Source organism: Pseudomonas sp. LBUM1674 (assembly GCF_059695635.1).
The window spans coordinates 3,842,484-3,861,077 of the sequence record NZ_CP166779.1 but is presented as its reverse complement, the minus strand read 5'-3'; the positions used below and the strand labels follow the sequence as shown (position 1 = coordinate 3,861,077).

The 18,594-nt window shown below is 57.1% G+C and carries 12 protein-coding genes and 1 pseudogene; 8 read left to right on the top strand and 5 right to left on the bottom strand.

Going from position 1 to position 18,594, the window contains the following annotated elements; genetic code table 11:
* The first annotated feature begins 186 nt into the window (after positions 1–186).
* The 3 genes from ACA067_RS17715 to ACA067_RS17705 are packed head-to-tail and all read left to right on the top strand — an operon-like array spanning position 187 to position 3,133.
* Positions 187–621: a hypothetical protein gene (locus ACA067_RS17715; RefSeq protein ID WP_497457772.1), complete on the top strand. Its 435-nt coding sequence runs from the start codon at positions 187–189 to the stop codon at positions 619–621.
* On the top strand, positions 618–2,105 hold the full coding sequence (locus tag ACA067_RS17710) for an ATPase domain-containing protein (RefSeq protein ID WP_497457771.1): 1,488 nt from the start codon (positions 618–620) through the stop codon (positions 2,103–2,105). The genes ACA067_RS17715 and ACA067_RS17710 overlap by 4 nt, the downstream gene beginning before the upstream one ends.
* Positions 2,102–3,133, top strand: coding sequence for a sensor histidine kinase (locus tag ACA067_RS17705; RefSeq protein ID WP_497457770.1), 1,032 nt, complete (start codon positions 2,102–2,104; stop codon positions 3,131–3,133). The genes ACA067_RS17710 and ACA067_RS17705 overlap by 4 nt, the downstream gene beginning before the upstream one ends.
* 689 nt (positions 3,134–3,822) lie before the next feature.
* Here the strand turns inward: ACA067_RS17705 and ACA067_RS17700 are convergent.
* The 3 genes and pseudogenes from ACA067_RS17700 to ACA067_RS17690 all read right to left on the bottom strand — a co-directional run.
* A complete protein-coding gene (locus ACA067_RS17700; protein WP_415769294.1) occupies positions 3,823–3,984 on the bottom strand; it encodes a hypothetical protein in 162 nt (53 codons plus the stop codon).
* 503 nt (positions 3,985–4,487) lie between these two features.
* A complete protein-coding gene (gene cls / locus ACA067_RS17695) occupies positions 4,488–5,852 on the bottom strand; it encodes a cardiolipin synthase (protein WP_497457769.1) in 1,365 nt (454 codons plus the stop codon).
* Between the two features lie 581 nt (positions 5,853–6,433).
* Positions 6,434–6,658 (bottom strand): annotated as a pseudogene (locus ACA067_RS17690) (transposase); the annotation flags it as partial.
* Between the two features lie 480 nt (positions 6,659–7,138).
* On the opposite strand from ACA067_RS17690, the gene proA reads away from it, so the two are divergent.
* Together proA and ACA067_RS17680 are read left to right on the top strand one after the other, a co-directional pair.
* Complete coding sequence (gene proA, locus ACA067_RS17685) at positions 7,139–12,982, top strand: anti-phage protein ProA (RefSeq protein WP_497457768.1); 5,844 nt, start codon at positions 7,139–7,141, stop codon at positions 12,980–12,982.
* Between the two features lie 144 nt (positions 12,983–13,126).
* The gene (locus tag ACA067_RS17680) at positions 13,127–13,366 is read left to right on the top strand and encodes a hypothetical protein (protein ID WP_497457767.1); all 240 of its coding nucleotides are present in this window, start codon (positions 13,127–13,129) and stop codon (positions 13,364–13,366) included.
* Between the two features lie 37 nt (positions 13,367–13,403).
* On the opposite strand, the gene ACA067_RS17675 is transcribed toward ACA067_RS17680, so the two are convergent.
* Entirely contained in the window at positions 13,404–13,781 is a 378-nt protein-coding gene (locus tag ACA067_RS17675; protein ID WP_497457766.1) for a cupin domain-containing protein, read from the bottom strand.
* Between the two features lie 24 nt (positions 13,782–13,805).
* Positions 13,806–15,842, bottom strand: coding sequence for an oxidoreductase (locus ACA067_RS17670; RefSeq protein ID WP_497457765.1), 2,037 nt, complete (start codon positions 15,840–15,842; stop codon positions 13,806–13,808).
* A gap of 136 nt (positions 15,843–15,978) precedes the next feature.
* Between ACA067_RS17670 and ACA067_RS17665 the strand changes: the two genes are divergently transcribed.
* The 3 genes from ACA067_RS17665 to ACA067_RS17655 are packed head-to-tail and all read left to right on the top strand — an operon-like array spanning position 15,979 to position 18,550.
* On the top strand, positions 15,979–16,638 hold the full coding sequence (locus tag ACA067_RS17665; protein ID WP_497457764.1) for a TetR/AcrR family transcriptional regulator: 660 nt from the start codon (positions 15,979–15,981) through the stop codon (positions 16,636–16,638).
* Positions 16,639–16,670: 32 nt separating this feature from the next.
* The gene (locus tag ACA067_RS17660; protein WP_497457763.1) at positions 16,671–17,507 is read left to right on the top strand and encodes a pyrroline-5-carboxylate reductase family protein; all 837 of its coding nucleotides are present in this window, start codon (positions 16,671–16,673) and stop codon (positions 17,505–17,507) included.
* 41 nt (positions 17,508–17,548) lie between these two features.
* Complete coding sequence (locus ACA067_RS17655; protein ID WP_497457762.1) at positions 17,549–18,550, top strand: ABC transporter substrate-binding protein; 1,002 nt, start codon at positions 17,549–17,551, stop codon at positions 18,548–18,550.
* Positions 18,551–18,594 lie beyond the last annotated feature (44 nt).

The following is an 18,594-nucleotide window of genomic DNA, read 5'->3' as shown; positions in this document are numbered from 1 at the left end:
GGCAATGCCCTCAAAACCGAGCGCACCCAAGTCGAGTTCGTCGACGAAGGAATCAACCTCGCGCCTCGGATTTCCTTCAGCCATCTAGCAGGTATCCGAAGATCAGTAGCTCTGCGTCCAAATGAAAACTCGATCACAGGTTATAGGGTGTACCATCGACAGGTGCCCATCAAAAATTAGTGAGCCATGTCCAGGGAAAGCGAAGAGGGCCGCCAGATCGTAGCTTTTCTGGCGCGCCGGGTCGGTGACATTGCTGATCTTGCAAAGACCACCCACGCAATTATTTCAACCTTGCAGGATATGGACGCAGCCCTCAGACCCATCATCGGCCAGCAAGGGGTTGCTGCGCTTTATCGCCGCAGCCTCAATCTGTGCGTTTCCACTCATCCGCGACTGGCCGGCACCTATGACAAAGTGCAGACAGGTATGGATCTGAATGCCCTCAAATCCGTACTCGTTGAGCAAAGCGAAGTCGATGCGCTGTTCTTCGGCGAGGTGCTGCTGACCACCTTCTACGAGTTACTGATCACGCTCATCGGGCCCTCGCTCACCGCACGTTTGTTTCGTGGCGTGTGGGAACCTTCTTTGAGCGACACCCCTTCGCAGGAAAATTCGCCATGAGCACCAAAGTGACTATCAACCGCCTGGCCACCGGCGTGCCAGGGCTAGACGAGGTGCTGGGCGGAGGACTGCCGGAGTTTTCGTTCAACCTGATCGCCGGCCCGCCTGGCTGCGGCAAAACCACCCTGGCGCATCAAATGATGTTTGCCCTGGCAACGCCTGAACGCCCGGCACTGTTCTTTACCGTGCTCGGCGAGCCGCCGCTGAAGATGCTGCGTTATCAGCAACAGTTCGACTTTTTCGACAGCGAAACGATCAACCAGTCGATCCGCTACGTCAACCTGGCCGACGATACCTTGGCCGGAAATCTGGACGAGGTGCTGCGGCGCATCGTCAGCGAGGTCGAGGCTCACTCCCCATCGCTGGTGTTCGTCGACTCGTTCCGCTCCGTGGTACTGGCCAGCCAGACCCAGGACAATCCCAACAACAACCTGCCGCAGTTCGTTCAGCAACTGGGCATGTTGATGACCACCTGGCAAGCGACGACCTTCCTGATTGGCGAATATTTCACCGAAACCGACACCAACCCGATTTTCACCGTGGCCGATGGCCTGATCTGGCTGCGCCAGAGCGTCCAGCGCAACTCGATGGTGCGCAAGATGGAGATCATGAAGATGCGTGGCCAACCGACATTGCCGGGGCTGCATACCTTCCGCATTGCCACTTCGGGGATCAAGGTGTTTGCGCCGGCAGTGCTCAAGGCGGCTGAAGCGCCTCTTGAGCTCCCGATCAAACGCCTGAAAATGGGCGTGCCGCAGCTCGACGAGATGCTCGGCGGCGGCCTACCTCGGGGTTATTCGCTGCTGGTGGCCGGGCCTTCGGGTTCGGGCAAAAGCATTCTGGCGGCAACCTTCCTCGCCGAAGGCGCACGCAATGGCGAAACCGGCGTGATCGCGGTGTTCGAACAACGGCCCAATCATTTTCAGAATGTCACCCTCACTCAGTTGATCCAAAGCGGTCAGATCGGTCTGGTGGACAGCCGCGCACCGGATCTGTCTATCGCCGAAATCGTGCAGTTGATGCTCAGCGAGATCCGTCGACTGAAAGCCACTCGTGTGGTGATCGACTCGTTGTCGGGCTTCGAACTGGCGCTCGCGCCGACTTTCCGCGAAGACTTCCGTGAATCGCTGTCACGCATGGTCACTGCGCTGACCAGTGTTGGGGTCAGTGTATTGATGACTTCGGAGCTGGAAGACCGCTACACCGACCTGCGTTTCAGCCCCTACGGCACGGCGTTTCTCACCGACGCGATCATCGTTCAGCGCTACATTGAAGTGCAGAGCCGCTTGCTGCGCATCATGGCCGTGGTCAAGCTTCGGGCTAGCGCCCACTCCGATGAGTTACGGCTTTACCGCATCGACGAAAACGGCTTGCAGATTGGCGAAATGCTGCCGGACCAGGAAGGTCTGCTCGGTGGTCGACCGACAAACAGAGTTCAGGTTTGTCACACCCAGGAGATAAAAATGCTTGAGCCCGACTCATGAGTAATGTCGATGGCACGAATGAGCGTGAGATCGCTAATGCCGCTCACGAATTCTTCCTGCTTGGCCAGAAAACCGTGGAAGCACGCGCCGTGCTGGCAGCACTTCAAAAAGAGTTGAGCGACACCAGCAGCCGGCTGGTGGATAGCCAGCAGGTCGAGCAAGTGATTGAGACCAATCAGCAGCCAGTACCGGCGAAACTCATGGTGCAGTCAGACGCTTTAGTTGCCCCACACTTGGAAGAGCAACGTTTGTACCAGGAACTGCGTGAGGCTAATGCCCAGCTGGTCATAGCCGCACTCAGCGCTCAAGACCTTCAGGCTGTAGCCGAGCGCGCACTGAGTCAGCAAAAAAGCATACTGGCGACGGTGGCTCATGAGCTACGTAACCCATTGACCCCCATCAGCATGATTGCAGAACGTATGGTGCGACTGCCAAGCGATCAGCTGCCGAGGATGCGGGAGTTGATCGAAGGCCAAGTCCAACATATGTCACAGTTGGTCGACGATCTGCTGGACGTCTCCCGTGCCAGCACTGGTAAGTTGCGACTCAATCGCCGCGATGTCGACATGATTCAAGTTCTAGGTGAAGCCATTGATGCTTGTCGCCCTTTAATGAGCGCACAAGAGCAGCGTTTCGACGCCCATCTTCCCGATGGGATCTTGATGGTAAATGGTGACCCCGGGCGCCTCGCGCAGATTCTCCACAACCTTCTGGCGAATGCGGCTAAATACACCCCGACCCACGGTAGGATCAAACTGTCTGTAACGGTAGCGTCCGACGTTTTGAAAATAACCATTTCCGACAATGGAATCGGCATTTCCGCTAAAGCACTCCCGTTTATTTTCGACCCCTATGTTCAGGACGTGCATGCCGTCGGCTTCAATGGGACAGGCTTAGGCATCGGACTAACAGTAGTCCGCGAGCTGGTTGAGGCGCACGGCGGCGAGGTTACCGGCATGAGCGAGGGTGATGGCAAGGGTAGCGAGTTCGTGGTCACGTTACCGTTGGTGATCCATTCAAGCGGATAAGAAACGCGTGAAGAATGATTCATTTGATTCCAGGGGGCACGCCCCTGTTCCAGCAGACAAAATGATTACCGTCCATCGCTCGGGCTGATCCATTAAAAACCACAATCAAGATTCTTGGTGGGTACTGCGACTTCTAACTTCGAGTCAGACCCGCTGAGCACAGGATCCGACATGAACGCAACGGACGACTTTAGATTTAAATCTCATGAGCTGCTTTTAGATCTGGATGCAGCTATTAGCAAAATGATGATGTTGGTCGCAACTCGCGATCTTTCCGGTGAAAGGTGGTGTACGGCTGTAACGCGACATTCGGACGCGTATGCAGCTTGGCGTTCACATCTCAACGAGTCATCGCTATCGCACCCTCAATCCTTTAATTTGGAGAATTCACATCTGGATCACTGAGCGGAATGAGAGTGGTCATGCGACCAACCGGGCCAAGCCTTGAAATATACGGATGACACCCCAAGTCGTGATTCTCCTGGGGAACCACACTCTGACCATCCGTCACCACCATCGCTGGCCATTGAATCCAATCCAGATACGTCAAAATTTTCCCCTTCATTCACATTGCGGTTATTACGTGATCCTTCATCTTGCGGTTTCTGTAGGCACGGGACGTCCCATGCCGGGTCATGCCCGGGCTGTGGATTCGTTGAAGCGGAGTTATTCCTTCGGGTAGGACGCGGCTAGAGAGTCTCGCTGATCCGCTCATATTCGGATTCCAGCCAGGCCGCGCGGTCCCGAGCCTCCTCGATGGTCGAGAATGAATCCACGTTCTTTCCGCACTCGGTATCGACCGAGAACTTCGCGGTGCCGTTGATAGAGCGATCGACAACCTGGAATTTCATGATGGGATCCTCAGGGTTGGAGCCGGATGGTTAGATAGCGCAAAGGTCGTTCGAGTCAGTGAGCTCAGAAAGCGGCTCTTCGACGTGCGCGACGCCGGACAGAAACGACATGATGGGCGATGGTTTCGGCCTGGGCGGGAACAGGTGCTCGTCGTAGATGACGTGCAATTCAGCGTTAGGGATCCGCCTGGCCAACAGGTGATGTTGACCAGCGGGATCAGTGGATCGTTCAAATGCTTTCGGTATCGCCGTAGGACCGCCGAGCAGGCCGAAGTCTTTGAGACGAGGTCAGACGCAGAGGCTAGCTTCTATTCCTTCCGCCTGATGAGGGTGCTTCTGGGGTATCAGCTTGAGGCTGTTGAGGCGCAGGACGCTCAGAACAGTAGGTGAGGGCGGGTCAGGCTTCGTAGAACGCTGTGAAATTTAGCTCACCCAAGGTACTGCACCTTTGCTCGCAATTCCATTCGGCAACAAATATGGCTCCTTTCCTCATTCGCAATTTGCTATAGCCAGTATTCCCAGAGTCGCGCCATCTGCTCCTTCGCTCTCACCACGAGCGAGCGGTGCTGCCACTTTTCCAGCTTGATTTCGTTCGACTTGGCCAGATCAGCCATGAATGCCGCCTGCATCTTCTTTCCGAACTCGGTGCCCAACACAACGACGTTGACTTCATCGTTGTGCAGGAAGCTGCGCCAGTCGAGGTTGGTGGAGCCGACACTCGACCACACGCCATCGATTACAGCGGTCTTGACGTGGAGTAGCGCGTCATGGCGTTCGTAAAGCTTGACGTTGGCCTCCAGCAGCTCGCTGTAGTAGGTGCGTCCAGCATGGAACACCAGCCACGAATCGGTGCTGCTGGGCAGCACCAGCTTGACGTCGACTCCACGAGCTGCCGCCTCCTTGAGTGCCGCCAGCAACTGCGGATCGGGCACAAAGTAGGCGTTAGTCAGCCATATCTCGGTCTGCGCGCTACGCAGCGCCGAAATCAGCGTGGCATAGATCAGGCTGAACGGCTCATCTGGCGAGCTGCCGATGGCGCGCACCACCTCGGCGCCTTTGCGCTCAGGTGGCGGAAAGTAATGGCGAGCTGCGAGTGGTTCACCTTTCTGGGTCGTCCAGGTTCCGATGAACAGCTTCTGCAGTTCCGCAACCACGGGCCCCTCGATGCGCAAGTCGGTATCGCGCCAGGGCAGATCACCCGTTGGGCGAGTCTTCGAGTGAGCGCTGAACGAGCCCCCGGAATAAACGCTGCTGATGTTGATCCCGCCGAGAAAGGCAATACGGCCGTCCACTATCAGCAGCTTTCGGTGGTCGCGCTGGTTCACGTCCCAGCCCGCTTTGGCCGTCATCGGATTGACTGGGTTGTACTCCAGCACCTTAATGCCCGCTTCGGTCAATCGAGAGAAAAACGCTGATGGTGTTCCAAGGGTTCCGACGCTGTCACGGATCAGATTGACCTGTACGCCTTTCTGTTGCCGAGCGATCAGTGCGGCGGCGAAGCGCTGGCCGACTTCATCATCGTCGAGGATATAGGTCTCCATGTTGATGTGGTCGCGCGCAGCTTCCACGGCTTTGATCATCGACTGGTAGGTGGTGGGGCCGTCCTGCAGCAAGTCGACCTTGTTTCCTTCCGTTAGCGGGCTGCCGACGATGGATTCTTCGATTGCGAGGTGCACATCGAAGATGTTGGTTTCTGCGCCGGTGGATTTAAGTCGGTCGAGAATGGCTTTGCTGCGCTCGGCTGACAGAGGTCCGTGTATCCCGTCGAGTTGCACTGGCGCAGAGGGCGCGTGAGCCATGTCGGGCACGATCCTCGGCAATGTACTGTAGGAAATCACAAATGCCAGGAGCACGGCGACGCACAGCAACAGAGGAATACATACACCCTTGCATGTGGATAGTAGATTCATTAGGCCCCCTCTTGGCGAGGACGGTGATAGCCCTCAACAATCTAAAAGTTTCGCCGTGCATCCTGTCTAAAGGGGGGCGAGCCGGGATACACACTGTGACAGTGGATACGACCGTACTTCTGGGCCAAGTAGTCGCTAACTCAACTGGGCAACTAAAACCGCGTTGGTATAGATCAAGCTGCCATCACTGGCTCGATGCCCGACCATGAAGCAAGCCCAAGGCCTTTGAGCAGTCGCGACGCCATTACTTGTTTTGACCACTGTGTAAGGGCCGGGTTCGTCGTCAGAGGCTGCTTTTGGCCCAGAGTGTGTAAAAACGCTCATGACCTCATCGTCTTGGAGCATCGACGTTCGTTAGCTGAGCGATCACACGGTCAATGCTGCGGGCCGCATCGGTCGCGACCTGGAACATGTCAGCGCTGTTTTTACAGCCTCTGGGATGGGCCAAAATCAGCCTTTTATGCCGACAACGCCTTCATCAAACCGTGAGCACCCAACTTCAGGCCTTTTTCAACGTAGGAGTAGTGCCAGATCAGCGCCGCGACCAGATTTTCTCCGAACAGTCCCAACTGTTGACGCAGCACAACGAACTGATGGCAGACGCTTCGGATGACCTTGCTGTTGTCTTTTCGGAAGTTGGCGATGGTCTTGAAGTCCGGCACCAAACGCCCGGTCAACCCCATCAGTTCGACGTTGCGTTGGGCTTCTCGTTCCCGCCGCCGACTCGATTGAATACGATTGAGATAGCCGTAGATGATTAAGCGGTGAGTGTGACGGTAGGGAGGACTCGATGGTACGGACGCTTCCTAGGCTGAAGCTGCGTAACTGATGTGTTCAGGTTGATAGCAATTTTCAACTGGCTAGGACCAGAAGCCAATAGCTTGCCTTGGAATTGCTCTTTTTTTGCTCTTGAAACACCTCAATAACAAGTCCAGAATTGAGTCTTTTCCTGCTTCGGCAAGAAAAGAAACCCCTTAGATTTCAATGGGTCGGACGCCAGATGCGAGTCTCGTTTCCCGCTCCAAATATAGCGCTTCAGAGTTCCATTGGATTCTGTAGTGATTGAAATCAGGACCTTCGGGTCCTTTTTTCGTTCCGGCGGGAACCGCTGAGATCCAGCGCCTCAGCCAAGTGCTCATTCAAGAAATCAATTCCAAAACCAGTACACCTCATAGACTATACGCACCTTTTACCCGCAACACTGCGTGCGGGGCGAGCGTGAGCGAGCTCAAGGAGCAAAGTTTATGAGTATCAAGATCGAGGGAGTGATTGCCAGCAAGATTGGCTTCGCTTCTCACCAGAATGCTGTGCCAGTTGTGCGTGAGCTCGCCTTGTGGCATCCCGGTGATATTGCCTATCAGGATCTTGTGCTCGAACTCAAGGCAGATCCTCCTTTCCTGGAAGCGAAGACCTGGCGCCTGGAGCGTTTGAGTCCTGGGGAAAGCCTGCGTGTTGCCGATCGAGATATTAAGCTCAACGCCGGTTTCCTGGCCGACCTGTCAGAGAGCCTGAGGGCAGAAGTCACGCTGCGTTTGACCTGTGCCGGGAACGTAGTTGCTGAGGAATGTTTTCCAGTCGAATTACTGGCAAAAACCGAGTGGGGTGGCATGAGTGCCATGCCGGAGTTGCTCGCTGCTTTTTGCATGCCGAACGACCCCGCTGTCGACCGCATTCTCAAGGCCGCCTCTGTCGTGTTGCGTCGGGCCGGAAAGAAAGACGGGATCGATGGCTATGAAAGTCAATCCAGGTCGCGAACCTGGGAGTTGACGTCCGCTATATGGTCGGCAGTGTGCAGCTTCAAACTGAGTTATGCATTACCTCCCGCCAGCTTTGAACATCAGGGACAGAAAGTCCGGACCCCAGGTTTGATCCTGGAAAATGGCGTGGCGACCTGTCTCGATACTGCTTTGCTGTTCGCCGCGGCGCTCGAGCAAGCGGGGCTCAACCCTTTGTTGATCATGACCAAAGGGCATGCATTTGCAGGGGTGTGGTTACAGCCGCAGGAGTTCTCGCAATTATTGACCGACGAGGCGTCGGCGGTGCGCAAACGCCTCGACCTCAAGGAAATGGTGGTGTTCGAGACCACATTGTCCACCCAGGCGCCGGTGCCAAGCTTCAGCCAGGCAATAGCCTCTGCCGAACGCCAGGTCGAAGATGAACAGTTCATCATGGCCATCGATATCCACCGGGCTCGCATGCAGCGTATTCGCCCATTGGCGATGTCCGCAGCGACAACCATTCAACCCGCTGCCGAAGTTGAGAACAGTACTGGGGCGTTTGAGGACGCGCCAGTGCTGCCGGGCTTCGATGTGGAAATCGTTCCGGAAAACGACGGGCCTGCCGGTAAGCTGACGTTGTGGCAGCGCAAGTTGCTGGACCTGACGACGCGCAACCGCTTGCTTCATCTGCCGGACAGCGCCAAAGGCGTTCGGCTGCTTTGCCCTGAGCCCGCTGAGCTGGAAGATCTGCTTGCCAGCGGCAAGCGCATCCGCATCGTGTCGGTGCCAGACCTTGAAAGTGGTGGCCGCGATGCTGCCCTCTATGAGCAGCAGAACCGTGAGAGCCTGCGTGATGAGTATGCGCGCGGTGCCATGGCGCGCGGTGAAGTACTGGCCACACTGGAAAAGTCCAAGCTGGAAGCCGCGCTGATCGAGCTGTTTCGCAAGTCGCGCAGCGACCTTGACGAAGGTGGCGCCAATACACTGTTTTTGGCGATCGGGTTCCTTAAGTGGAAGAAGACAGCAGATGACCCGAAGTCTTACTCTGCGCCGCTGATCCTGCTTCCCGTCAAGCTGGAGCGCAAAAGTGCATTGTCTGGTGTGACGATGAGCATGCTCGAGGACGAGCCGCGTTTCAATCTGACGCTGCTCGAGTTGCTGCGCCATGACTTTGAGCTGGCGATACCTGGCCTGGAAGGCGAACTGCCGACAGATGAAAGCGGTATCGACGTGATCGGTATCTGGAACACGGTACGCCGGGCGGTCAGGGATGTTCCGGGGTTTGAAGTCACCACCGAACTGGTGTTGGGGACCTTCTCATTTGCCAAATACCTGATGTGGCAAGACCTCTCGGCGCATTCGGTCCAGCTGTTGCAAAGCCCGATGGTCAAGCACCTCCTGGAACGGTCCGGCGGTGGCGAAGGTTTCGTTTCGCCCGGAGAGTTCCCCAAGCCAGAGAACCTGGATGAAACCGTCGCGCCGGCGGACCTCTTTACCCCATTGCCGGCGGACTCTTCCCAATTGGCCGCTGTGGTGGCCTCGGCGGGAGGCAAAAGCTTTGTGCTGGACGGGCCACCCGGAACAGGCAAGTCGCAGACTATCGCGAACATGATTGCGCATAACCTGGCGCTGGGACGCCGGGTGCTTTTCGTGGCAGAAAAAATGGCGGCCCTGGACGTGGTTTACCGCCGCCTGGAAGAAAAAGGCTTGGGAGAATTCTGTCTCGAGCTGCACTCCAGCAAAACGTCCAAGGTCGAAGTGCTCAAACAACTCGAGCGGGCCTGGGATGTGCGCGATGCCTTGACGGCGCAGGAGTGGGAGCGTGAGGCCGCCAAGATGCATGCATTGCGCTCACGCCTGAACAACGTGGTGGAAGTGCTCCATCGGCGCTGGCCAAACGGCTTGTCCGTGCACCAGGCCATTGGGCGCGTGGTACGTGATGAAACCCTGTCGACTCCGCGTTTGACCTGGCCGGCCGGCACCGACCATGACCTTGCCCAATACACGCAACTCCAAGACGTGGCCCGCAGGCTTGACCTTAATGGCAAGGCCGCGCGCGAACTGTCCTCCGAGTTTTCCCTGTTGTCGCGTTCCGACTGGTCCAATGGCTGGCAGGCAGCGATCACCAGCAGCGCGCGAGAGCTTCCGGATGCGCTCGATGAATTGCAAAGTGCCTGTGAGCGCCTGCTTGCAGCAACGCATATCGACTTGCCGAGCGATCAGGTTGCACAGATCCAGTCGCTCATTGAGCTGGCTACCCTGATGACTCGCACTCACGGGCTCAATCTGACCTTTGCATTCGCCCCCGATGCCGTCGCCAGGATTGAAGCCACCCGGCGAGCAATGCAATTGATCACGGCGTATCGCGAGATTGAGCCGTCGTTGTCAGTGGCCTATGCAGCAGAGGCCTGTCGGCGAGTTCCTTTCGAACAGATCGCGGCCGATTGGCGTGAGGCCGAAGGAAAGTTCTGGTTCCTGGCCACATTGGCGAAGAAGAAAGTCGCCCAAAACCTCGCCAGCCTGGGAGGCGCCGCAGGCATGCCCGATACGGTCAATGACCTGTCGAAGTTGCAGCGCATGCAGGTATTGATGCTGGAGCTTGATGGCCTATCGTCTGAGGTCAACTCGACACCAGGGTGGAGTGGCTTGTCGAGCGATACAGGACGGATCCTTGAGGGGGTTGAACTGGCAGAGAGACTTCGCGCGAAGATGAGTTCGCTTGCCCGTTCACCGGAGCACTTGATTGCCTTGCGTGGGTCGGTTTCCAGGCTCGTGATTGAAGCGAATGAAATGCTGGGCCCGGAGCGTGTTATTGATCTATCACTGCGTCGGTTGAAGGAGGCATTGGCTCGTTACATTCAGGTATCGGGGCGTTTCGCAGAATTGGCCGAAGTCGCAGATGTGCCTGCAATGGGTATTCAGGCATTGCGCAGTGTCACACATTCCATTGTTCGCCAAGAGGCGCAACTCAAGTCGTGGTGTGACTGGTGCCGTGTCAGGGACGAAGCGCTGGCGCTCGGCCTGGGGCCCCTGGCCGATGCATTGGCGGCCAATGCCTTGGCTGAAGGGGAAACCAGCAAGCTATTTGAAACGGCTTATGCGCGGTGGTTTGCAGCGAAGGTTATCGACAATGAACCCTTGCTGCGCAATTTCGTGGCGGCGGAGCATATGAGCGATATTGCTTCGTTCGGCCGGTTGGATGATGAACTGTCCCGCCTCACGGTACGTTACATTCGTGCCAGGTTGTGTGGCTTGATCCCGTCCAAGAACGAGATCGCAAAAAACAGCGGCTTCGCCATACTCAAGCATGAACTGCAAAAATCGCGGCGGCACAAACCCGTGCGCCAGCTTGCACTGGAAATGGGCGACGCCATGTCCAAGCTGGCGCCATGCATGCTAATGAGCCCATTGTCCATTGCGCAATTTCTGCCGGCCGATCAGGCGCAGTTTGACCTGGTGATTTTCGATGAGGCCTCGCAAATCGCTCCCTGGGACGCCATCGGCTCCATCGCTCGCGGTAAGCAGGTGGTCATTGCCGGTGATCCACGGCAGATGCCTCCGACCAACTTCTTCAATCGCGCAGCCAATGCTGACGATGATGACACGGCCGAAGACATGGAAAGCATTCTCGACGAATGCCTGGGGGCAGGGATTGCGAGCCACAGCCTGAGCTGGCATTACCGGAGCCGTCATGAAAGTCTGATCGCATTCTCGAACCACCGCTATTACGACAGCCAACTCATTACGTTCCCGGCGGCGCAAACCCGATCGAGCGCTGTGGAATGGCGTCGAGTCAACGGTATGTATGCCAAAGGCAAGGGCCGGCACAACCAGGCTGAAGCCGAGGCGATCGTGGCTGAAACGGTAAGGCGCCTGACCGATCCGGCCTTTGTTGCGACCGGGCATTCGATCGGAATCATCACCCTTAACTCGGACCAACAAAAGCTGATCAGTGACTTGCTCGACAGTGCTCGGCAGCAATACCCGCAGATCGAGCCATTTTTCCAGGACAATCTGGCCGAGCCGGTTGTGGTCAAGAACCTTGAGACTGTCCAGGGTGACGAGCGTGATCTGATCATGCTAGGTGTGGGGTATGGCCCGACAGAACCCGGTGCGCAGGTCATGTCCATGAATTTCGGGCCGCTCAACAAAGAGGGCGGATGGCGTCGATTGAACGTAGCGATCACCCGGGCTCGCAGGGAAATGCTGGTGTTTTCTTCATTCGATACGTCGATGATCGATCTCAACCGAACCAATGCCCGGGCTGTTCGTGACCTCAAGCACTTTCTGGAGTTCGCTCAACGCGGGCCACGGGCTCTGGCTGAAGCGATCCAAGGTTCGGTGGGCGGCTATGACTCACCGTTCGAAGAGGCCGTGGCGCAAGGATTGAGGCGAAAAGGTTGGCAAGTCGTTCCACAGATTGGCGTATCCCGTTTTCGTATCGACCTCGGTATTGTCCATCCGGACCGGCCCGGCGATTACCTGGCTGGCGTCGAATGCGATGGTGCGACTTACCATAGCGCGGCTACGGCCCGCGATCGGGACAAGGTCCGCAGTGCTGTTTTGCAAGGTCTCGGTTGGAAACTGGTTCGACTCTGGTCCACCGAGTGGTGGGTGGACAAAGCCGGCGCACTCCAGCGCCTGCATGAAGCCCTCGACGCGTTGCTCGCGCACTCGCGTGCCGAGGCACCGCCTATAGAACCGGCGTTGCCGGAGGTATTGCCTATGCTGACTTTCACCAAGGGCGAGAGGGAAGAAGACCTGACGTTGCTTCAGGCCGAAGCAGTCGAGAAGTCGCCGGCAACCAGTATCGAAGAGTCGGAGCTGCGAGTTGCCCAAGCGGTTTCTACGGTTACGACGGTCAAGCCTGTACGGGGTGAGTATCGGGTTGCTGACCTGGCACCAGTTGCCGAGCGCATCAATGCTGACCTGTTCCATTCCCCGGAATACACCCCGGTATTGATGGAAGTAATCCACCACGTACTACAGCAGGAAGCCCCCATACTCGACTCACTGTTAGTCCAGCGTGTTGCCAGAGCCCACGGGTTTCAGCGCTCGGGGCGGTTGATTCGTGATCGGGTTCTGGAGCTGGCCGAGCGTCATCATCACCTGCAGAATTCTGGCCCGGATGAGCAGTTTGTCTGGCACTCCCAGGGAGATGTGCAGACGTGGTCATCTTACCGGGTGCCGTTCTCGGCTAATGACGCAAGGTCCGTGGAGGAAATTGCGGTCGAAGAGCTGCGAGTGGCGGCCACCCTCGTCAATGCGGGGGACCCAGCGTTGGAGATTGCTCGTTTGTTGGGCGTGAAGCGCCTGACCGGTCTTGCCCGGGAGAGGATCGAACGAGTGCTGCAGGAACGATTTGGATAAAGGGGAGGGGTGCCGTCGAGGGCCATTGGCGCAAGTTTGAGCTATTCATCGGATCCGCAGGAACATTCCTTGCTCTAGTTGTCCGTAGCCGCTAATAGTTAGTAGTTAGAGTGGCTCGACGGTGAACTCGAAGAGGACGTGAAGATGGCCTTGAGATTCGGTGTTGTTCCTGCATTACCCACGGATACGGACTCCATGCGCAACGGAGTGCGCTCTTACTGTAAAACCGCGACCGTAGGTTTTAACCTCTACGACAACGAGAAAAAGCTGCGGCTGCAGACCACCTATGAAACCCGAGCAGAGGCGGAGTATGTGTGCCAGCGGCGCAACATGGAACGGCTTCAAATCGTCCATTCAGAAGGGGAGGCGCAGCTCGATCGATAGGCACTCAATCTGATAGATTGCGAGTGGGCGAAATTCTTCATCGGCGTGTGTAGATGACCATCAGAATAGCCCCGTGCACCGAACCCGCACTGTGTGCCGCATCCGGGGCACGGCAACAATAGTCGCCGACGTCGAGCGTTCGATCCTGATCAAAGAATGAACCTTGCAGTACGAACAGTTGCTCAAGTTCGCCTTCGTGGGTATGGCTGTCGACATGGGCGCCAGGATCGACTTTCATCAATAGGGTCTTTTCACCGCGCTCGGTATCCTCGAACAGCGGTTTGATCCAGAAGCCTTCAGCCGTTGTTGGCAACCAGTCATCAGCCGAAGACGAGTGATAGAGAGAGCCTTTGATCGGTCCCTGGATGCCGTTTTTTCCAGCTATCTTCCAGGAGGGTGTTTCATTGTTTTGCATGTTTTTCCGCCTGAGTGGGTTCGTTTACAAGTCTTTGACCAGTCTCAAGGCATCGTAGATCGCGGCGTGGGTGTTACGCGCAGCTACCGCATCGCCAATGCGAAACAGCTGGAATCTGCCATCAGGGTTGATCACTACCTTTTGTGAATTGCCGATGATCAGGTCCTGATGTTCAACCACACCGCCATTGCTGGAAGCGGGTTTCAACTCGAAATACAGGTCGTCCAGCGGTCGGGTGCCGTGATTGACCACCACTTGATCGACCCGTCGTACTTTGCGCGCACTGCCGTAGTCACTGTCGATGGTCGCCAGTAGATCCTGGCCCTCGCGTTCGACGGCGAGCAGCCGGAAGGTGACGGTGAAGGTGGTGTCCAGTGCTTGCAGCGAGCGCATGTAGGGCACCAGGTTCATGGCCATGACTTCCGGTGCAAAGGTCCGGTCCGGGGTCATGATTTCAACTTTTGCACCACTCTTGGCGATGAACTCGGCGGCTTGCAGGGCCGCATGATCACCCGCGTCGTCGAACAGCAGGACATTGCGCCCCGGTTTAACATCCCCGGAAATAATGTCCCAGGCCGACACCACCAGCTCATTCCCAGCCGAGAGAATCTCGGTGTGGGGCAGGCCGCCGGTGGCAATGATCACCACGTCCGGGTTTTCGTCGTGGACGGTGCTCGGCTCAGCCCAGGTGTTGAAGTGAAAGGTGACGCCTCGCGCCATGCATTGGGCCATGCGCCACTCGACGATGCTGATCATTTCCCGCCGCCGCTCCGATTGCGCGGTGAGGCGAACCTGCCCGCCAGCCTGGTTGGCGGCTTCGAAAACCACCACCTCATGACCTCGTTCGGCCGCCACTCGCGCCGCTTCCAGCCCGGCGACACCGGCACCGACAATCACGATCTTGCGTTTGCTCGCAGCCTTGGGGATGTCATGGGGCATGCTGGTTTCACGGCCAGTAGCCGGGTTGTGAATGCAATAGGCCGCACCGCCCTGGTAGATCCGGTCCAGGCAATAGTTGGCGCCGACGCAGGGGCGAATATCCTCTTCACGGCCCTCGATGATCTTGCGCACGATATGCGGATCGGTCATGTGCGCGCGGGTCATGCCGACCATGTCGATCTTGCCCGAGGCGATGGCATAGCGGGCGGTGGCCACGTCCGGGATTTTCGCCGCGTGAAAAGTGGGGAAGTCGGTGGCGGCGCGAATCTCTCCAGCAAAGTCCAGGTGCGGCGAGTTGCGCATGCCCTGGATCGGAATCAGGTCGGTCAAGCCTGCGTCGGTGTCGATGTGTCCGCGGACAACGTTGAGAAAATCCACCATGCCGCTGTCTTTCAAGCGCCTGGAGATGTCCAGGCCATCGGCCTGGGTCAACCCTCCGGGCATTTGCTCGTCGCCGGTATAGCGCACGCCGACAATGAATTCATGGCCGACGCGCTGGCGAATGGCGCTGAGAATTTCGAAAGTGAAGCGCAGCCGGTTGTCGATGGTGCCGCCATAGGGCGCATCGAGATCATTGGTCAGCGGCGACCAGAATTGATCCATCAGATGTCCGTAGGCTTGCAGTTCGATGCCGTCCAGACCGGCAAACTTCATCCTCTCGGCGGCATCTGCATAGTCCTTGATGATGCGCTCCACATCCCAGTCTTCCATCTTCTTCGGGAAGGAGCGATGGGAGGCTTCGCGCTCGAAAGACGGCGACACCACGGGCAACCAGTCGCCCTTGTCCCACCGTGTCCGTCGGCCAAGATGGGTCAACTGGATCATGACCGCAGCGCCGTGTTCGTGGCAGGCGTCGGTCAGGTCTCGCATCCAGCCGACCACCTCATCCTTGTAGGCGAGGATGTTGTTGAACACCGGCGGGCTGTCTCTGGAAACCGCAGCGGAACCTGCAGTCATGGTCAACGCCACGCCCGCTTTCGCCCGTTCCACGTGGTAGGCGCGATAGAGCTCCTTGGGCATGCCGTCCACGGGATAGGCCGGTTCGTGGGCGGTGGTCATGATGCGATTTCTGAGCGTCAGGTGCTTCAACTGATAGGGCTGGAGGAGCGGATCATTCAGCATCGTCAAGACTCTCCGGAAGAGGGCGTCGGACCTAAGTTGAATTTACGTTAGGGCGAAATGTACACCTGTGTCAACAAGCTGGACACAGGTGTACATTTTTCTTGCGCGACGTCGGATGAGCGACTAGGATCGAGCCATGAACGAACCAACCAAAGCAGTAGAAACCGGCTGGAGAGGGTCCCTGGAAGGGTGGCTCGATGCAGCGTATGAAAGCCTGACCGAGTGCGGCGTCGACACGGTACGGGTGATGCCGCTGGCCAAGAAACTGGGGTTGTCGCGAACCAGTTTTTATTGGTTTTTCAAGGATCGTGAAGAGTTGCTCGCCGCACTGATCGAACGTTGGCGAGTGAAGAATACCGGCAATCTGATCGCTCAGACCGAGTGTTATGCCGAGAGCATTGCCGAGGCGATGCTCAATGTTTTCGACTGCTGGCTGAATCCGGCTTTATTTGATTCACAGTTCGAATTCGCCATGCGTAGCTGGGCCTTGCAGTCTGCTGAAGTGTCCGAACATATCCGGGTTGCAGACATTGCCCGGCGTGAAGCTTTGATCCGGATGTTCGTGCGCTTCGATTATCCATTCGATGCGGCCGATGTGCGGGCTCGAACGATTTACCTGACTCAGATTGGTTACATCAGCACCAACACCCGAGAGGATGTCGGGGAGCGAATGCGGCGGATTCCCGAGTACGTGAAGATATTCACCGGCCAGGAACCTTTGGAGCGCGAATTGAAACGCTTCTACTCCCGCCACGGGTATGTGATGGATGAGGTTTCATCGAGTACCCCTGACTGACCGCGACTTCTGACTGACGAAGGCAGGTTCACATGTTCGAAGAACCCACGATAGGCATTATCGGTGGATCGGGATGGCTTGGCCGTTCGATTGCCCTGGCGATGCTCGACAAGACTTTTGTTCAACCCGATAAGTTGGTGCTTTCGAACCGCTCCGCAAGTAACCCGTTAGACGCAAAGTGGTCGCACGTGATGGTAACGCGCGACAACCAGGCACTGGTGGAGCGTTGTGATGTAGTCATCGTGTCAGTGCGCCCTGAGCAATTTGCCGAGGTAAAGATTTTCGCTGAAAACCGGCTGGTGATTTCACTGATGGCCGGTGTGCCCATGGACGATGTGGTGCAGCGTACCGGCAGTCGGCAGGTGATTCGCGCCATGGCCAATGCCGCGGCAGAAATCGGCAAGTCGTATACGCCATGGTTGGTCACTCATGAGGTCACCGAGGAGCAGAAAGCCTTCGCCCAGCGGCTGTTCGAAACCTTCGGCAGTGCCGATCAGGTCTTCAGCGAAAGCCATTTGAACTACCTGACGGCGCTGGTCGGAACAGGGCCTGCTTACCCGGCGTTGCTGGCTCGCAGCCTGTTCGAACATGCCGTGAACAGTGGCTTGCCTCCCGCCATTGCCCTGCGCGCAGCGAATGCAGTGGTGGTGGATGCCAGCCAGTTGATAGGGAATGGGCACAGCGTCGACGAACTCTTGCAGACACTCATCAACTATCGCGGCGTCACGGCAGCAGGTCTGGAAGCCATGATCGCCGGTGGCTTCGATACAACCATAAAAGCAGGTCTGGATGCGGCGACCGCGGTCGCCAGTTCCATGAGTCCATTTGCCCATTCTGCTGACACCAAAGAAGGCCCAATGACGCGGTAGTTGGCCCTTCTTAACTCTGGCCGCAATCGAGGTTAGTGTTTATGAATATAAAGTCTTTCTCGAAGACGGGACTTGCACTGGGGATCGTCGCCTTCAGTGGTTGGGTATCAGCGTCTGAGTGTGGTGATGTGACGATCGCCAACATGAACTGGCAATCCGCTGAAGTGATGGCCAACGTCGACAAGCTGATCCTCAACGCAGGCTACGGTTGTAATGCCGACCTGGTGTCTGGCGACACGGTTCCCACCATCACCTCCATGGCTGAAAAAGGTCGGCCCGATATCGCCCCCGAAGGCTGGATCGACCTGGTTCCGGAGGTCGCCAAGACGGGTATTCAAAGCGGTAACCTGATTCAGGCAGCAAACTCACTATCTGACGGCGGCTCTCAAGGCTGGTGGATTCCGAAATACATCGCCGATGCCCATCCGGACATCAAAAGCTTCGATGATGTGAAAAAGCATCCCGAACTGTTCCCAGCCCCTGACGACAAGAAAAAAGGCGCGATCTACAACGGCCCGCAAGGTTGGGGCGGCACCGTGGTCACCAGCCAGTTCTATAAGGCTTACGGTTTCGAGAAGGCTGGTTTTGTGCTGGTGGATACGGGTTCGGCAGCTGCGCTGGATGGCTCCATCGCCAAGGCTTACGAGCGCAAGGCGCCCTGGTTGGGTTTCTATTGGGAGCCGACCGCGTTGTTGGGCAAGTACCCGATGGTCAAACTGGAAAATGGCTTGCCTGTCGATGCGGCGGAGTGGAAACGTTGCAATACCGTCGCCGACTGTCCTGATCCCAAACCCAATGGCTGGCCGATCGATCGGGTCTACACCCTGACCACCAAGTCCTTCGCGGCGCGCTCGCCAATGGTCATGGCCTACCTGAACAAGCGCGCCTGGTCCAACGAGACGGTGAACAAACTGATTGCCTGGATGACCGACAATCAGGCCACCGGTGAGGAGGGCGCCAAGTACTTCCTGAAAAACAACGAAGCGCTCTGGAGTCAGTGGGTCACCCCCGAAGCGAGCAGCAAGATCAAGGCTGCGCTTTAATCCGTAGGGTCAATGCCGCCCGTTGCGACAGGCCGCATTGACCC